Genomic DNA, 15,281 nt, shown 5'->3' on the forward strand with positions numbered 1-15,281 from the left:
GGGGGGGGGCGGGGGGGGGGGGGGCCGCGGCGGGGGGGGGGGGGGGGGGGGGGGGGGGGGGGGGGGGGCCCCGGGCGGGCCCCGGGGGGGGGGGGGGGGGGGGGGGGGGGGGCCCCCCGGCGGGGGGGGGGGGGGGGGCCGCCCCCGCGGTTCCCTCGAAGGACCTGAAAGGTCCTGAGAAACCTGAGAAACCTGATGAGGCCTGATGAGGCCTGATGAGGCCTGATGAGGCCTGATGAGGCCTGAAAGCCCCTAGCTGACGAAGTACGTCGGGTTCGGCAGCTTGTAGGTGCGGTCGGCGTAGCCGCCGTCGAGGTCGGAGTACTGGTCGCCGAAGTTGGCGACGATGTCGTACCCGAGGTCCTCGATGTGCTTGCGGGTACCGGACTTGTACTGGACGGTGGTGCACTTCCAGGCGCCCGGGGTCGCGCAGTCCTTCAGGTACGCCGGCGGGTTGGCCGCGTCCTTGAGGAACATGTGGCCGGCGTCGAGGTTCACGTCCGCGCCGACCTTCTTCAGGTTCTGGACGGCCGCGGTGCGCTGCGCCTCGGACAGACCCGAGTTGTAGAAGACGGCGACGCCCTTCTTCGCGGCGTAGCGCACGAGTTCGGGGCTGCCGAAGACCTCCGGCCGGTCCGCCTGGTCCACGTAGGCCGCCCAGGTGGCGCTGTTGTAGCCGTAGTTGTTCTTCTTCTCGTAGTCCAGGCTGAGCAGCAGCGTGTCGTCGATGTCGAAGACGACGGCGGGCTTCTTCTCGCCCTTGTGGTGCTGCGCCTTGCGGGCCGCCTGGTCGATGTGCCGCTTGGCGTCGGCGTCGATGCGCGCCAGGTCCTTGGCGTACTGGCTGCTCGGGGACGCCTGGTACACGCCGGCGCCGTCGAGCGCGGTGCCGTAGTAGGTGTCGATGTCCTTGGTCAACAGCCCGATGTTGTACGGCTCGTGGGTGGAGTTGGCCGTCGACTGACCGGCGGTGGCGGCGCCCGCACCGTAGAGGGCGAGGCCGGCGACGGCACAACTGGCGGCGATGGCCGTCGCCTTGAGGGACTTCCGCATGGATTCTCCGGGTCTGATCGGTGGGTGATGCACCAGGTCACGCATTGTCTACGCGCATCACGCGCGAGGCGCGAGGGGCGTTACCCGATCGATACACGATTCCTCCACACGGGGCGTTGCCCGCACATGGGTGCGACACGACCTTCCCGGCACGACCTGGCGGCACACCTACGACCAGTGGGGCAACCTGCTGTCCACAGTCGACCCGACCGGTGCCGAGACCCGTTACGCGAACGACCCGTCCGGCCGCCCCACCGCGATCACCGACGCCCTGGGTCGCACCCGCACGGTGGCGTACGACCCGGCGGGCCTGCCCGGGAATGGACGTGGAGATCCACGTCTACGAGAAGTCCATGCGGGAAGTCGGGCTGTTCAACAGCCAGGATGGTTCAATAAGCACGGCATCAAAGCCTCGGAAGTCGAGGTCCCGCCCGGCGTGGAGAACGCGGTCAAGGGACGCATGATTCACGAACTGCGGAAAGTCGGCCGCATCGGCCCCAAGGGTACCGAGGACATCACCGGAGACAAATGGAGGCGTCCGCTCCTCGCCTCGGAAGGCTGCAAATGAAGTACGTCACGACGGACTGGCAGGAGCACGGGTTCTATGTGGACCCGCGCGCCTATCTGGCCGAACTCCCGCATTTCCAGGATCACTTGCCTCCCGGGGCCCGTGAATTCTCCTGCGAACCGTCGCATTACGCTCTGGGGCACGGCAGCAGACGCTGCGTCAAGGACCTGGAGTTGTCCGGCATCCATGTACCCACCGACAAAAGCGGCGGACTGACCCTGGAATTCGCCCCGAACCAGTGGAAGCACGTCTCGGGTCTGCGCATCAGCTATTCGGGGGTCACGCACTTCTCCATCGACTATGACCGGGCCATCGACTGGATGCTGGTCGACACCGTGCTCCTCGACGAGATCCTCCCGGACGGGGACGGCGGCTGCGTGCACGAGATCGCGCTGACCGACGCGACCGTCACCGTGCGCTGCCAGGACCTGCGGTCGGTGTGGGGAGACGAGCGAACGGATTCGGCACGGTGATGCAGATCGTCTTCGCCGCGGGCGGCCTGCTCGCCCTGTGGTGCGGGGTGAACTGGGCGTTCGACGTCCGTGGGATCGCCACGCGCAGGGCCGAGGAGATCCGCCGGAAGAGCGAGGAGCGGTGGGCGAACATGGGGCGGCTCGGCGGACCGACGACGTTCTCCTCCTCGGTCGGGTACCTGCGGTTCCTGGGCGCGGTCATGGCGGGTGCGGGGCTCGTGCTGGTGGTCGCGGCGTACGCCCTGTGGCGCCTGGGCTGAGCCACCCGCGCCGCCGGTCCGAAGCAGCGCACGGAGTGCTCCGGCCCGGCGGCGGTCCCGTGCCACGGCACGGACCGAGGCCTGCCCGAGGGGCGGGGGACGACCGGCCCGCTCACATCCGCCCGAGCGCCTCCCGCACCGCCGTCAGATCGGCGTCCGACGCCAACCCCGCGTGATACAGCCGCAGTTTGGTCGCGCCGAGGTCGCGGGCGCGGGCCGCGTCGGCGGCCAGGGTGTCCGGGCGGCCGCCCATGCCGGAGACGACGGTGAGGTTGGCGGCCAGGACCGCGTCCGGGCCGCCCTGCCCGGCGAACGGGACGAGCGGGCCGGCGCCGCCCGTACAGGGCACCACCACGCCGTCGGCGACGGAGAGGATGTGCGCGGGGTCCACTCCGGCGTTGGCGCCGCAGTGGTACCAGACCGGGTCGGCGTGCAGCAGCACCCGGAAGCCGTCGGGAGCCGTCGCGCGGACCGCCGCGACCGCCGCCTCCTGGAGCGTGCGGGCCCTGTCCTCGCGCCAGGCGCGGGTGGCCCACGCCGTGCTCTCGCCCAGCAGCTTCTCCACCCCCGTCCAGCCCTCGCCCTCGGGCGCGCCCCGCCACACCGGCTCCAGCGCGGCGCGCACCGTGTGGGCCAACCGGTCGCCGTCCAGGCCGTGTTCGCCGTAGCCCGCGCGGCAGGACGGGCAGAAGCACAGTGACATCAGGTACTGCCCGGCGTCCCCGAGGGCCACCCCGGAGGTCTTGTCGTGGGCGTGCAGATGGGCGAGTCCGTACCAGCCGAGCGACTCCAGCTCGGTGCCGTGCGCGCCGGGCCGTACCGCCGCCTCGGCGGCGAGGTCGACCAGGTAGGCGCGGGTGGCGGGCTGCGCGATGCACGGCGCCCACGGGTAGCGGTCGCCGTAGGCGTTGACGACGGAGGTGTCCGGGTGTTCGGCGCCCAGGCGGGAGTTGTGCGCGAGGACCACCCACGAGTGCACCTCCAGACCGGCTTGGGCCAGGGCCGCCGCCGCCTCGCCGTACGCGTCCCCGCGCGCCCAGTCACCGGCCGGGCAGGGGGCGAGGGCGCGGTCCGCCCAGCGATCGCCCGGTGGGTAGAGCACGGCGGCGTGCCCGGCGGTGACCACACGGTGGCGCGGGTGGCGGGGGGTCAGCGCCCGAGTGGAGTGGTAGGCGGCGGCCAGCGTCACCGACCGTACGCCGAGCGCCGCGACGCGCCCGGGCGCCTCCGCGTCGCCGACGACGTCCCAGGGGTAGAGGAACGCGCCCGCCCTCACGCGTCCTCCTCCCCGAGCAGCGTGCGGCCGTGCTCGATCAGCCGGGCGAGCCGCTTGACGTGCTCGTCGGCGGGTTCGTGCAGCGGCGGCCGCACCTCGCCGACGTCGAGTCCGCGCAGCCGTACGCCCGCCTTGACCAGGGAGACGGCGTATCCGGCGCCCTGGGCGCGCAGTTCCACGAAGGGGCGGTAGAAGCCGTCCAGGAGCAGGTGCGCGGTGGCGTCGTCGCCCTCGCGCAGCGCCCGGTGGAAGGCGAGGGCGATCTCGGGGGCGAAGCAGAAGACGGCGGAGGAGTACAGGCCGATGCCGATGCCGCGGTAGGCGAGCTGGGTCTGCTCCGCGGTGGGCAGGCCGTTGAAGTACAGGAAGTCGCCGGGGGCCTCGGTGCGCACCGCGCTGACGATGCGCTGCATGAGGTCGAGGTCGCCTACGCCGTCCTTGAGGCCGATGATCCCGTCCGTGCGAGCCAGTTCGACGACCGTCTTGGGGGTGAACACCGCGTTGTCGCGCTGGTAGACGACGACCGGCAGAGCGGTGGCCGCGGCCAGCTCGCGGTAGTGGCGCAGCAGTCCCTCCTGGCCGGCGACGACGAGGTAGGGCGGCATGGCGAGCAGCCCGTCGGCCCCGGCGGCCTCGGCCAGACGGGCGTAGCGGACGGCGAGGGCGGTGCCGTAGCCGGCGCCCGCGACGACCGGCACGCGTCCCGCGGCCTCCTCGACGGCCGCGTGGACGCACTCCTGGAACTCCTCGGGCGTGAGCGCGTGGAACTCCCCCGTGCCGCAGCACGCGAAGACGGCGGCGGCGCCGGCCTCGACGCCCTGGCGGACGTGGGCGCGGTAGGCGTCGAGGTCGACGCGGCCGTCGGGGCCGTAGGCGGTGACGGGGAAGAACAGCGGCCCGCTGGGGATGCTGAGGCGTTCGGCGAGGGGGGCGGCTGACGGCACGGGCTCTCCCTAGGGCATGCGCTCACGTTTATGATCGGTGTCCATATGCATGAACAATCGCACGCTACGCGGACCCATTACGGCCGGTCAAGCGGGCGATCGGGCGGCGACGCGGCGAATTCGGCACCCGCACGCCCTACTTGACGGAGGGCGGCCACCTCCCTAGCGTGTCCATGCATGTGAATGCTGTCCACGCATGCGGCCGTTCGACGCTAGGAGACCGAGGATGCCCGCTCCCCGCACCGTTCTGCTCACCGGCGCCGCCGGCGGGCTCGGCACCCTGATGCGGGACCTGCTGCCCGGGTACGGCTACGAGCTGCGCCTCCTCGACATGCGGCCGGTCGAGGGCGAGCCCGGCGCCGTCACCGCGGACCTCTCGGACACGGCGGCGCTGCGCGAGGCGGTCCGGGGCGTCGACGCGATCATCCACCTCGCGGGCATCTCCCTGGAAGCCCCGTTCGAGAAGATCCTCAAGGCCAACATCGAGGGCACCTACCACCTGTACGAGGCGGCCCGCGCGGAGGGCGTCGGCCGGATCGTCTTCGCCTCCTCCAACCACGCCGTCGGCCGCACCCCCCGCCCCCTCGGCGACGACCCGCTGATCCCCGTCGACACCCCGCGCCGCCCCGACACCTTCTACGGCCTGTCCAAGTCCTTCGGCGAGGACCTCGCCCAGCTCTACTGGGACAAGCACGGCCTGGAGACGGTCTCGGTGCGCATCGGCTCCTGCTTCCCCGAGCCCACCAGCGTGCGGATGCTCTCGCTGTGGATGAGCCCCGCCGACGGCGCCCGCCTCTTCCACGCCGCGCTGACCGCCGAACACGTCGGCCACACCGTGGTCTACGGCTCCTCCGCCAACACCCGCCTGTGGTGGGACCTGAGCAGCGCGCGGGCGCTCGGCTACGACCCCCAGGACGACTCCGAGCCCTACGCCGCGAAGCTGATCGCCGAACAGGGCGAGCCGGACCCCGACGACGAGGCGCAGGCCTACCTGGGCGGCCACTTCGTGACCGACCCGCCGACCTGGCCCCACTGAGCGCGGATCCGGCTCCTCGGAAAGGGCCGGCGCGACGGGGCCCCTCACCCGTTCGGAGGGTAAGGGAACGGTAAAGCGCCCTCGTTCGTTACCCCCCACATGACAGCTATGACCCCCGGCTCGAACATCCCCCTCACCGCCACCCGCGTGACGGTGGACGTCGCCGCCCCCGTGCGGCTCGACGTCTCGGGCCTGCTGCTCACCGCCGACGGCAAGGTGCGCTCCGACGACGACTTCATCTTTTACAACCAGCCCACCGGCCCGGGCGTGACCTACCGCTCGGGCGGCGGCACGGCCCCGGACGCGATCACCGTGGACACGGCCGCCGTGCCCCCCGGCATCGAGAAGATCGTGGTCACCGCCAGTCCGGACGCCGCCGGGCAGACCTTCCAGGGCATCGAGCCCACGGCCACCCTCCGCGACGCGGACACCGGCTCCGCGCTGGCCACGTTCACGCCGCCGCAGCTCGGCGCCGAGACGGCGCTGGTGGTCGTGGAGATCTATCTGCGCGGCGGCCGGTGGAAGGCACGCGCCGTCGGCCAGGGGTACGCGAACGGGCTCGCGGGCATCGCCACCGACTTCGGCGTGAGCGTCGAGGAGCCCGCGCCCGCCCCGGCCGCACCGCCGCACCCGGGCGCCCCGCCGCAGCCCGTCACCCCGCCGCCCGCCGTGCGGCCCCAGGTCACCCCGCCCATGCCGCCCGCTCCCCCGGCCCCGCCGGCCGCCGCGCCCGCGCCCGGCGCCGGAAAGATCAACCTGGACAAGGGCCGGGTCAACCTGCAGAAGAACCAGACGGTGTCCCTGGTCAAGGGCGGCCGCCCGCTGCTGTCCCAGGTGAAGATGGGACTCGGCTGGGAGCCGGCGTTCCGGGGCGCGGACATCGACCTGGACGCCTCCGTCATCGCCTACGGCCCGCAGCGCAACCACATCGACAGCTGCTACTTCGGCAAGCTGTCGATCCTGAACGGCGCGGTCAAGCACTCCGGCGACAACCTCACCGGCGAGGGCGCGGGCGACGACGAGGTGATCGTGGTCGACCTCGGCCGCCTCCCCCAGGAGGTCACCGGTCTCGTCTTCACCGTGAACTCCTTCTCCGGCCAGAAGTTCACCGACGTCGCCAAGGCCTACTGCCGGCTCCTGGACGCCGCCACCGGCGAGGAACTGGTCCGCTTCGACCTCACCTCCGCCGAGCCCCAGACCGGCGTGCTGATGGCCAAGCTCATCCGCCAGTTCGCCGGCGAGTGGGAGATGACCGCCATGGGCGACTTCGTCAAGGCCCGCACCGTGCGCAACATGGTCAAACCGGGAGCGCAGGCGCTGTAACCGACGACATGTCGACCGGGGCGCCCCGCCCGCAGGGGGCGCCCCGGTCCCAAGCGGTCGGCTCCTGCCGTGCGGACCGGCCCGGACCAGGGGGCGGGCTACGCCCTCAGTCCCTCCATCAGCAGTGCCAGGTACCGGCGGATGTAGCGGTCCTGACCGTCCGCCAGCTCCGAGGCGGACACCACCCCGTGCGCCAGCCGCAGCACGTCGACCGGGTCGACGTCGGTCCGCAGGGCGCCCGCGCGCTGCGCCGCCGCCACCAGCCGGGCCGCCGCACCCTTGATCGAGGCGGCGCAGACCGTGACCGCGGTCGAGTCGCCGTCCGTGACGGCCGAACCCAGCAGCGCCTTCAGCCCGCGCACCTGGATCGTCCCTACGCCCAGCTCGGTCAGCCACGCCACCAGCGCCTCGCCCGGCGGCAGTTCGGCCGCGAGTTCGCCGGCCCGCGTGGCCAGGGCCTTCATCCGGTCGGTGTAGGCCGCCTCCAGCAGCGCCCGGCGGTTGGGGAAATGCCGGTACAGGGTGCCCGAGCCGACCCCCGCCCGCTTGGCGATGTCGTCCAGCGACGCGTTTTCGCCGTGCTCGGCGAAGGCCTCGGCCGCCACTTCCAGCAACCGCTCGTAGTTGCGCCGGGCGTCCGCACGCATGGGCCTGACCTGCGTCATCCAGATACTCCTTGCGAGCCGGAGGCCATCTCCGTATGGTATCGGACACTCAAGCGGAGACTGCCTCCGTTTACTCCGGAAGGAGTCCTGCCGTGTCCGGCCTCCCCCCGGCCCGCCCGGGCCCGCACGACGTACTGGCCCGCTACCGGCGGGCGATCCTCGACAGGTCCGCCGACGACCTCGCCGGCCTCTACGCGGCCGACGCCGTGCACGAGTTCCCGTTCGCCTTCCCGGGTGTGCCCGCGCGCCACCGAGGACGCGAGGAGGTGCGCGCCGGGTACCGGGCGCTGTGGGGCGCGAGCCCCGCCCGGCCCGAGCGGATCGACGAGATCGCCGTCCACGCCACCGCCGACCCCGAGGTGATCGTCGTCGAACAGACCGTCACCGGGACGCTCGTGACCACAGGGCGGCCCTTCGCGGTGCCCGGTCTGCTGGTGCTGCGGGTCCGCGACGGCCTGCTCGTCCACGTGCGCGACTACATGGGCGCGGCCGGACTCCCGGCCGGCGGCACCCCGCACTGACCGGTCGCTCCCGGCCGGCCGCACCCCGTGCCGAGCGGTCGCCCCCGGCCGCGGCCGGCGGCCGTCAGCGCAGCCACGGCCAGTGGGCGTCGCGGGCCGACTCCAGCAGCGTGACCATCCGGAAAGCCGCGTCCGAGAGCCCGCCGAAGGTGTGCCGGTCACCGGTGCCCGAGGGGCCGTGGCCCGCCCGGTAGCCCTCCAGGTTCCAGGTGTAGACCGGGATCCGGTCCGGGACCTGGGCGGTCGGGTCGCCGTGCCGATGCGGGGCGTACTGCTCGTCGGTGACGATCAGCACCCGGTCGTGCCCGCGGTAGTGGCGGCGCACCGCCTCGGTGGTGTCGGTGCCGCCCAGGTCGCCGAAGCGCTCCAGGACCTTCAGCACCGACTCCCCCTCCCGGAACGCCACCTCGGCACTGGTCGAGCCGAACTGCACGAGGTCGGCGTCGGCCGCCCGCAGCGCGACGGCGGCGCCGAAGACGGCCGCCGCGTCGGCCCGGCTGAGCTGCGACCGCTCCGACATCCGCGACCAGAACATCGAGCCCGACCGGTCGACGAGCACCAGGGTCCGGCCCGGCAGCGCGGGCACGTTGGCCAGCGAGTGACCGAGCGCCTGTTCCAGCGGGTAGGCCCAGCGCAGGGACGGCGCGTGCTGGTACGCGGCCAGGTACCGGAACGGGAACTGGCGCGAGCGCGCGACCTCGGCCGGATCGCTGATCTTCGCCGCGACCTGCGCGGCGACCGCGTCCGAGACCCCGGCCTCGTCGAAGTTGCGCAGGTTGCGCAGCAGCGCCATCGACCCCATGGACGGGATCACCGCCTCCCACGCCGCCTTGTCCATCGGCCCCTGGATCCAGCCCGCCAGCGCCTCCCAGGTCATGCCGGCCGCCGCCAGCCGCTCGGCGCCGCCGGGGTCGGTGACGACGGCCCGGCGCCGCTCGACCGGCAGCGCCATCAGCTCGCGGTGCGCGGTGAGCAGCGGCAGCGAGGCGGGCGGCACCGCGGTCTCCGGGTGGTGCCGCCGGTCCAGGGCGTGCCGGAACAGCTCGCCCTGCCACGGCTTGTCGGGGTCGGGTGAGGCGTGCGTCAGGTTGAGGATGTCGCCGAAGCGGTAGCCCTTGGACGCGGTGTCGTACTTCAGCAGCGACCTCGGGTGGTACAGCCGCCGTACGGCGTCGGCGATGCCGCGCTTGACCGGCTTGGGCACGTTGCGGCCGTAGGCCGCCGTCCAGTACGCCAGCAGCTCGCCGGGCTCGTCCGGGCGCTGGAGCACGGAGGCGACGACCTGGCGGCCGGTGGGGCCGTCGGTCGCGCCGGCCGCCAGCCGGGCCCGTACGTACTCGGCGGCGCCCACGATCGACGCCGTACGCATGTTCGCCTCGCCGCGCAGCCAGCCGAGCAGGCCGGCCGTCCAGGACGGGTCGGTGACGGCCAGCTCGCGCACGAGCCGGGCGAACCGGTCGTCGCGGTCGTCGGCGGACTCGTAGAAGGTCTGCTGGGAGACCATGTTCGACACCGCGAGCAAGAAGAGCTCCGAGCGCGCGTCGCGCTCGTGGCCCCGGCCGCCCTCGTACGTGCGCAGCGGGCGTCCCGTGGACGTCACCGGCGAGGCGGGCCGCGGCCGGGCGGTCTTGGTGTTGAACCGGGCCATGCTGAATTCCCCCTGTTTTCCGGGCGATTTGGCAGTCGCTGTGGGTGGGGAGGCACGGCGGATGGAAGGCGCCCGAGATCGGGAGTCGGCGACGGACTTTTTCGGATGCTCCGCCGATTGAGCTACACCGACCCTGAGTCGGTGACGGGACTCGAACCCGCAACCGTCCGGACAGGAAGCAACCGTCGCCCGCGCACCGGGCGCCCACCGTGAGCCGCGCCTCCCGAGATCAGGTTCGGCGGCGGCACGGTTCGATCGCAACGAAGTAGCCGCAGCCTGCGCACCGGGAGGTGCGTGAGGTTTTCGGTGTCCAGAGGTCGAGGGCGGCGGAACCGACGGTCGGTGCTCTGCCACTGAGCTACACCGGCAAGTGGTGCCGGTGGCGGGAGTCGAACCCGCGGCCTCCCCATGAAGAGTGGAAGTAGGTCCTGCCTGTCGCACCTGGACGTGGATCACCTTAGGCAGGAAGCCGCGGGACGGGCGAGCGAATTAACTCCCGGTCTTCTCCGGGGCGTTCTCCCGCGCTTCCGCCCCTTCCGGGGACCGGGCACGGCGAGCCCGCGCACGACCGGCGCACGGGCCCTCCGCCGGCGCCCGACGCGCGGGACGGCCCGGACGAGCCGTGCGCCGGTCGTGCGCGATCCGGCGCGGCCCGCGCGGTGTCGCGGGGCGGCGCGGAGCCTGCCCGCGGGGGCGCCGGGGGCGGGACCCGACCGCCCCCGCGGCGGACCGCCGGAGGACTGTGCGGTCTCCGGACCGGACCGAGGGGAGAATCCGGGCCGGGGCGAGCGGAAGGGCCGGATACGACCAGGCGCGGGGCCCCGGACCGAGCCCGGCGCGGTTTCCCCCGCGCGAGCCGGACGCGGGGCCCGCGCCGAACGGCGCTGCGGCCCCCTACTCCCCGCGGGCCGAGCGCGCCTTGAACGCCGCCTTGCGGGCCTCCTTGGCGATCCGCTTGTCCGGGTGCAGCCGGCCCATCGCCTCCAGTACGTCCGCCGTCTGCGGGTGGTCCACCCGCCAGGCCGCCGCGAAGAAGCCGCTGTGCTGCTCCGCGAGACCCTGGACCAGCGCGTGCAGTTCGGCGGAGTCGCCCTCGGCCGCCAACTGCGCGGCCACCGTGTCGATGGTGAGCCAGAAGATCAGGTCCTGGGACGGCGGGGGCACGTCGGCCAGGCCCCGTTCGGTCAGCCAGACCCGGGCCAGGCCGCCCAGCTCCCGGTCGCCGAGCACCTCGCGCAGCGCGGGCTCGGCGGCGGCCCCCACCAGCGACAGCGCCTGCTGGCAGCGCAGCCGCCGCAGCGGAGCCCCGGCGTCCGCCCCGCGCGCCGCGGCGAGCAGTTCGGCGGCGGAGGCGAGCGGTTCGCGGCGCGCCAGCCACTGCTCGGTCTCGGCGTGCGCGGCCGCCGGCGGGAAGGCGGCGGTGCCGTCGAGCAGCGCGTCCGCGCCCTTGTCCGCGAGGTCGCCGACGGCCGGGGCCTCATGTCCGGCGTCGAGCAGCCGAGCGCGCATCCCGTACAGCCCGAGGGGGGTGAGCCGGACCATGCCGTAGCGGCTCACGTCGACGTCGTCGACCGGCGCCGACGGCTCGGCGCCGCTCTCCGCGGCGGCCGTCTCGGCGTCCTCGGCGTCGCCGAGGAGGGCCTCGTCCACCGGCCGGTACTCGACCAGCCCGACCGGCTCCAGCAGCCGGAACTGGTCGTCCAGCCGCATCATCGCGTCGGAGACCTGCTGCAGTATGTCGTTGGTGGGCTCGCCCATGTCGCTGGGCACGATCATGGAGGCGGCGAGCGCCGGCAGCGGCACCGGGCCGCCGGGGCCGTCCTCGCCCACGGTGAGCAGGTAGAGGTTGGCGAGGACGCCGTCGAGGAACGCCGCCTCGGCCTCGGGGTCCCAGTCCAGCGAGCCGAGGTCGACCGCGCCGCCCTCGTCCATCGCGTCGATCAGGCCGTCCAGGTCGGGCACGCTCGCGTCGGCCAGCACGGTCTCCAGCGCGTTCCGCCACACCGTGAGGACGTCGTGCGGCGAACCGCCGGTGAGCAGGCGCAGCTCCGCGCCCGCCGCCACGGTGCCCGTGTCCTCGTCGGTGATCTCGACGAGCCCGGTGTCGACGGCCGTGCGCCAGGCCTCGCTCGCCTCGGCCGCCGCGTCGTCGCCGCTCAGGCCCAGCGCCTCGGCGGCTGCGGGCAGTTGCTCCTCCACCAGCGCACCGCCGGCGTCGATCCGGGTCTCGGGCCCGGCCCAGCGGGCGAGCCGGGCGGCGCGCGCGAGCAGCGGGGTGGCGAGGGCGTCCCGGGCCAGCTCCGGTTCGGAAGCGAGCCGCACCGGCGGGAGCGGGGACCTGTCTGACATCGGCTGGTTCTCCTAGCGGACCTGGAGGCCGTACGGGTCTGGAACACCCGGCGGCCGGAAGCCTTACGACTCAACCGCTCAGCCTAGACGGATTTCCACCCATGCCGCCCGGTTCATCTCCCCGACAGGTCGCGTACATGGCCGAAACCTTGACAACTGCCCTGGCCGCGCAGGAGATTGACGCGCGTAGAAGTCGGGGTACGACTGTGCACTGCATCCCGTCCTCTACGCGCGTTGCCATGGCGCCACCCCGTTCCGCTCCCGTTCCACCCTCGTCCCGGCGCTTGTCATGTCCCCGGAGGGATTTCCTTGCCGAGCAAGTCTTCCGCGCGTCTCGCCGCGCTGACCGTCGCCGCCGCCTGTTCCGCGGCGTCCACGATCCTGTTCACCGTGCCCGCGCACGCGGACTCCGTGCGCATCCACGACATCCAGGGCACCACCCGGACGTCCCCGTACGCCGGCCAGAAGGTCACGGACGTGGCCGGAATCGTCACCGGTGTGCGCGGCTACGGCTCCTCCAAGGGCTTCTGGATGCAGGACCCGAACCCGGACGCCGACCCGGCCACCAGCGAGGGCGTCTTCGTCTTCACCAGCTCCACGCCGAAGGTCGCCGTGGGCGACGCGGTGACGGTCACCGGCACGGTCTCGGAGTACGTCCCCGGCGGCGCCTCCTCCGGCAACCAGTCCGTCACGGAGATCGGCAAGCCGACGGTCACCGTGGTGTCCAGCGGCAACGCGGTGCCCGCCCCCGTCGTCGTCGACGCCCGGTCGGTCCCGGCCGCCTACACCCCGGCGGGCGACCCGGCCGCGGGCGGCTCCGTGAACGGCCTGACGCTGCGCCCCGCCAAGTACGCCCTCGACTACTACGAGTCGCTGGAGGGCATGAACGTCAAGGTCGCCGACGCCCGCGTCGTCACCGGCACCGACCCGTACAGCGAGCTGTGGGTCACGGTGAAGCCGCACGAGCACCAGAGCCGCCGCGGCGGCACGGTGTACGGCTCCTACGACTCCCAGAACACCGGCCGGCTGCAGATCCAGTCGCTGGGCTCCACCGCCGACTTCCCCGTCGCCGACGTCGGCGACACCCTCGCCGGCGCCACCGTCGGCCCGATGGACTACAACCAGTTCGGCGGCTACACGCTGGTCGCCTCCCAGCTCGGCGCCCTCAAGAGCGCGCACCTGCAGCGCGAGACGACCGCCGAGCAGTCCCGCGGCCAGCTGGCGGTCGCCACGTACAACGTGGAGAACCTCGACCCCTCCGACGCCACCTTCGAGGCCCACGCCTCGGCGATCGTGCACAACCTGAACTCGCCCGACATCGTGTCCCTGGAGGAGATCCAGGACGACAACGGCGCCACCGACGACGGCACGGTCGGCGCGAGCCGGACCCTGTCCAAGCTGATCGACGCGATCGTGGCGGCCGGCGGCCCCCGCTACGAGTGGCGCTCCATCGACCCGGTCAACGACCAGGACGGCGGCGAGCCCGGCGGCAACATCCGCCAGGCCTTCCTGTTCAACCCCGAGCGGGTCTCCTTCACCGACCGCGCCGGCGGCGACTCCACCACCGCCGTCGGTGTCACCAAGGTGCGCGGCAAGGCCGCCCTGACGGCCTCCCCCGGCCGGATAGACCCGACGAGCGACGCGTGGAAGAACAGCCGCAAGCCGCTGGTCGGCGAGTTCGTCTTCCACGGCCGCACCGTCTTCGTGATCGCCAACCACTTCGCCTCCAAGGGCGGCGACCAGGGGCTGACCGCGCAGTACCAGCCGCCGGTGCGCAGCTCCGAGGTGCAGCGCCACCTCCAGGCGACCGAGGTGAACTCCTTCGTCAAGGACATCCTGAAGGTCCAGAAGAACGCCGAGGTCATCGCGCTCGGCGACATGAACGACTTCGAGTTCTCCGGCACCGCGAAGATCCTCGAGGGCCGCGGCGAACTGTGGTCGGCGATCAAGTCCCTGCCCAAGAACGAGCGTTACACCTACGACTACCAGGGCAACCAGCAGGTCCTGGACCAGATCCTGATCAGCCCGTCGATCCGGCGCGGCGACTTCGAGTACGACAGCGTGCACATCAACTCGGAGTTCCACGACCAGATCAGCGACCACGACCCGCAGGTGCTGCGCTTCCGCCCGTAACCCGCGGCCCTGCGACAGGAGGCCGCCCCCACCCGTCCTGGGTGGGGGCGGCCTCCGCCTTCTCCGCCCGGCCTCTCGGCCGCCGTACGGTTCTCGCCGAGGGTCAGCGGCACCCGCCGCGCCGGCGGACCAGCATTCCGGCCACGACCGCGGCGGCGCCCACCGCGCCCACGATCATCAACTGGCGCGGATGACGCCGGCAGGTGTCCACCGCGCCGGTCATCGGCCGCCGGACCGAGTCCTGCGCACTGTGCCCGGCCCGCCGCGCCCTGCGCTGCGCGCGGTGTCCCGCCTCGGCGGTCCTCTCCTGGACGCGGTGCCCGGCGTGCGCGGCGGTGCTGCGCAGCTGGACCGTCATCGCGCCCGCCTTGTCCCGCAGATCGGCCGCGCGGGCCCTGGCCCGCCCCTTCACATCGGCCTTGGCCGCCAGCTCCTCGACAGTGTCGCCGAGCCGGCTCCTGGTCTGCTCGATCTGTTCCCGCAACTCGTCGGGGCCCTTCGCGCCGACGGCCCCGGTCGATCCGCCGCCCGCCCCCTGCGTCCTGTCCGTCATCGGTGGTGTGCCCTTTCCTTGATCTCCTCGACGTCCGCCTTGACGCTGCCGATCGTCCGCTGCGGCGTGGGCGGCCCGGCACTGTGCAGCTGGGCACGGCCGGTCAGCGCCAGCAGGCCGGCGATCGCGAACAGCACGCCCGTCACGATGAGTGCCGCCGCCCACACGGGCAGCACCAGCGAGAGCGCGGCCACGCCCGTACCGGCGAGCGCGAACAGCCCGACATAGGCGAACGCGCCCGCAGCGCCCAGCAGTCCGCCGCCGCGCCCCATGCGCCGGCCCTTGGCGGTCAGCTCCTCCTTGGCGAGGGCGGCCTCCTGCCGCACCAGCAGGGAGATCTGTTCCGTCGCCTGGTGGACGAGTTCGCCCACCGAGTGGTCGCCCGCCGGGCGGTCGCCCACCAGGGGGCGCTCCTCGCGTACTGACCCGGCAGGCCTGGCATCGATGGTCCCGGTCACGGTGTCCCGCCTCCTCTCGGT

15 protein-coding genes are annotated in these 15,281 nt (G+C 73.0%); 7 read left to right on the forward strand and 8 right to left on the reverse strand.

Translation table 11 applies throughout. The annotated features are described in order from the left end of the window. Positions 1-252: 252 nt before the first annotated feature. On the reverse strand, positions 253-1,053 hold the full coding sequence (locus ACH5A8_RS00380; RefSeq protein WP_398996389.1) for an HAD family acid phosphatase: 801 nt from the start codon (positions 1,051-1,053) through the stop codon (positions 253-255). 130 nt (positions 1,054-1,183) lie between these two features. Here ACH5A8_RS00380 and ACH5A8_RS00385 point away from each other — a divergent pair, with 130 nt between their 5' ends. Genes ACH5A8_RS00385 through ACH5A8_RS00395 form a run of 3 tightly spaced genes read left to right on the forward strand, consistent with a single transcriptional unit; the run spans position 1,184 to position 2,354 of the window. Next, a complete protein-coding gene (locus tag ACH5A8_RS00385; RefSeq protein WP_398996391.1) occupies positions 1,184-1,621 on the forward strand; it encodes an RHS repeat domain-containing protein in 438 nt (145 codons plus the stop codon). Continuing rightward, complete coding sequence (locus tag ACH5A8_RS00390; protein ID WP_398996393.1) at positions 1,618-2,094, forward strand: hypothetical protein; 477 nt, start codon at positions 1,618-1,620, stop codon at positions 2,092-2,094. Before ACH5A8_RS00385 ends, ACH5A8_RS00390 begins: the two co-directional genes overlap by 4 nt. Next, complete coding sequence (locus ACH5A8_RS00395) at positions 2,094-2,354, forward strand: hypothetical protein (RefSeq protein WP_398998182.1); 261 nt, start codon at positions 2,094-2,096, stop codon at positions 2,352-2,354. The genes ACH5A8_RS00390 and ACH5A8_RS00395 overlap by 1 nt, the downstream gene beginning before the upstream one ends. Before the next feature lie 112 nt (positions 2,355-2,466). Here ACH5A8_RS00395 and ACH5A8_RS00400 read toward each other — a convergent pair whose 3' ends face one another. Continuing rightward, positions 2,467-3,630 carry a hypothetical protein gene (locus ACH5A8_RS00400; protein WP_398996394.1) on the reverse strand — a complete coding sequence of 388 codons (1,164 nt, stop codon included), beginning with the start codon at positions 3,628-3,630 and terminating at the stop codon, positions 2,467-2,469. Beyond that, a complete protein-coding gene (locus ACH5A8_RS00405) occupies positions 3,627-4,574 on the reverse strand; it encodes a 5-dehydro-4-deoxyglucarate dehydratase (RefSeq protein ID WP_398996396.1) in 948 nt (315 codons plus the stop codon). Before ACH5A8_RS00405 ends, ACH5A8_RS00400 begins: the two co-directional genes overlap by 4 nt. A 226-nt stretch (positions 4,575-4,800) precedes the next feature. Between ACH5A8_RS00405 and ACH5A8_RS00410 the strand changes: the two genes are divergently transcribed. Continuing rightward, positions 4,801-5,610, forward strand: coding sequence for an NAD-dependent epimerase/dehydratase family protein (locus tag ACH5A8_RS00410; protein WP_398996398.1), 810 nt, complete (start codon positions 4,801-4,803; stop codon positions 5,608-5,610). Positions 5,611-5,718: 108 nt separating this feature from the next. Then, positions 5,719-6,933 carry a TerD family protein gene (locus ACH5A8_RS00415; protein ID WP_398998184.1) on the forward strand — a complete coding sequence of 405 codons (1,215 nt, stop codon included), beginning with the start codon at positions 5,719-5,721 and terminating at the stop codon, positions 6,931-6,933. Between the two features lie 98 nt (positions 6,934-7,031). Here the strand turns inward: ACH5A8_RS00415 and ACH5A8_RS00420 are convergent, their stop codons facing one another. Beyond that, positions 7,032-7,598, reverse strand: a complete 567-nt coding sequence (locus tag ACH5A8_RS00420; RefSeq protein WP_398996400.1) for a TetR/AcrR family transcriptional regulator — start codon at positions 7,596-7,598, stop codon at positions 7,032-7,034. A 92-nt stretch (positions 7,599-7,690) separates the two neighbouring features. On the opposite strand from ACH5A8_RS00420, the gene ACH5A8_RS00425 reads away from it, so the two are divergent. After that, on the forward strand, positions 7,691-8,119 hold the full coding sequence (locus tag ACH5A8_RS00425) for a nuclear transport factor 2 family protein (protein ID WP_398996402.1): 429 nt from the start codon (positions 7,691-7,693) through the stop codon (positions 8,117-8,119). A 64-nt stretch (positions 8,120-8,183) separates the two neighbouring features. On the opposite strand, the gene ACH5A8_RS00430 is transcribed toward ACH5A8_RS00425, so the two are convergent. Together ACH5A8_RS00430 and ACH5A8_RS00435 are read right to left on the reverse strand one after the other, a co-directional pair. Continuing rightward, entirely contained in the window at positions 8,184-9,767 is a 1,584-nt protein-coding gene (locus ACH5A8_RS00430; protein ID WP_398996404.1) for a TROVE domain-containing protein, read from the reverse strand. 894 nt (positions 9,768-10,661) lie between these two features. Continuing rightward, entirely contained in the window at positions 10,662-12,116 is a 1,455-nt protein-coding gene (locus ACH5A8_RS00435; RefSeq protein WP_398996406.1) for a hypothetical protein, read from the reverse strand. 309 nt (positions 12,117-12,425) lie between these two features. On the opposite strand from ACH5A8_RS00435, the gene ACH5A8_RS00440 reads away from it, so the two are divergent. Continuing rightward, complete coding sequence (locus ACH5A8_RS00440; protein ID WP_398996408.1) at positions 12,426-14,249, forward strand: endonuclease/exonuclease/phosphatase family protein; 1,824 nt, start codon at positions 12,426-12,428, stop codon at positions 14,247-14,249. A 103-nt stretch (positions 14,250-14,352) separates the two neighbouring features. Here ACH5A8_RS00440 and ACH5A8_RS00445 read toward each other — a convergent pair whose 3' ends face one another. Both ACH5A8_RS00445 and ACH5A8_RS00450 read right to left on the reverse strand, forming a co-directional pair. Next, complete coding sequence (locus ACH5A8_RS00445) at positions 14,353-14,802, reverse strand: DUF3618 domain-containing protein (RefSeq protein WP_398996410.1); 450 nt, start codon at positions 14,800-14,802, stop codon at positions 14,353-14,355. Continuing rightward, positions 14,799-15,260 (reverse strand): phage holin family protein, encoded by a 462-nt coding sequence (locus ACH5A8_RS00450; protein WP_398996412.1) that lies wholly within the window; start codon positions 15,258-15,260, stop codon positions 14,799-14,801. The genes ACH5A8_RS00445 and ACH5A8_RS00450 overlap by 4 nt, the downstream gene beginning before the upstream one ends. Between the last annotated feature and the right edge of the window lie 21 nt (positions 15,261-15,281).

This window comes from Streptomyces sp. NPDC018610 (assembly GCF_044391765.1).
Lineage (GTDB): Bacteria > Actinomycetota > Actinomycetes > Streptomycetales > Streptomycetaceae > Streptomyces.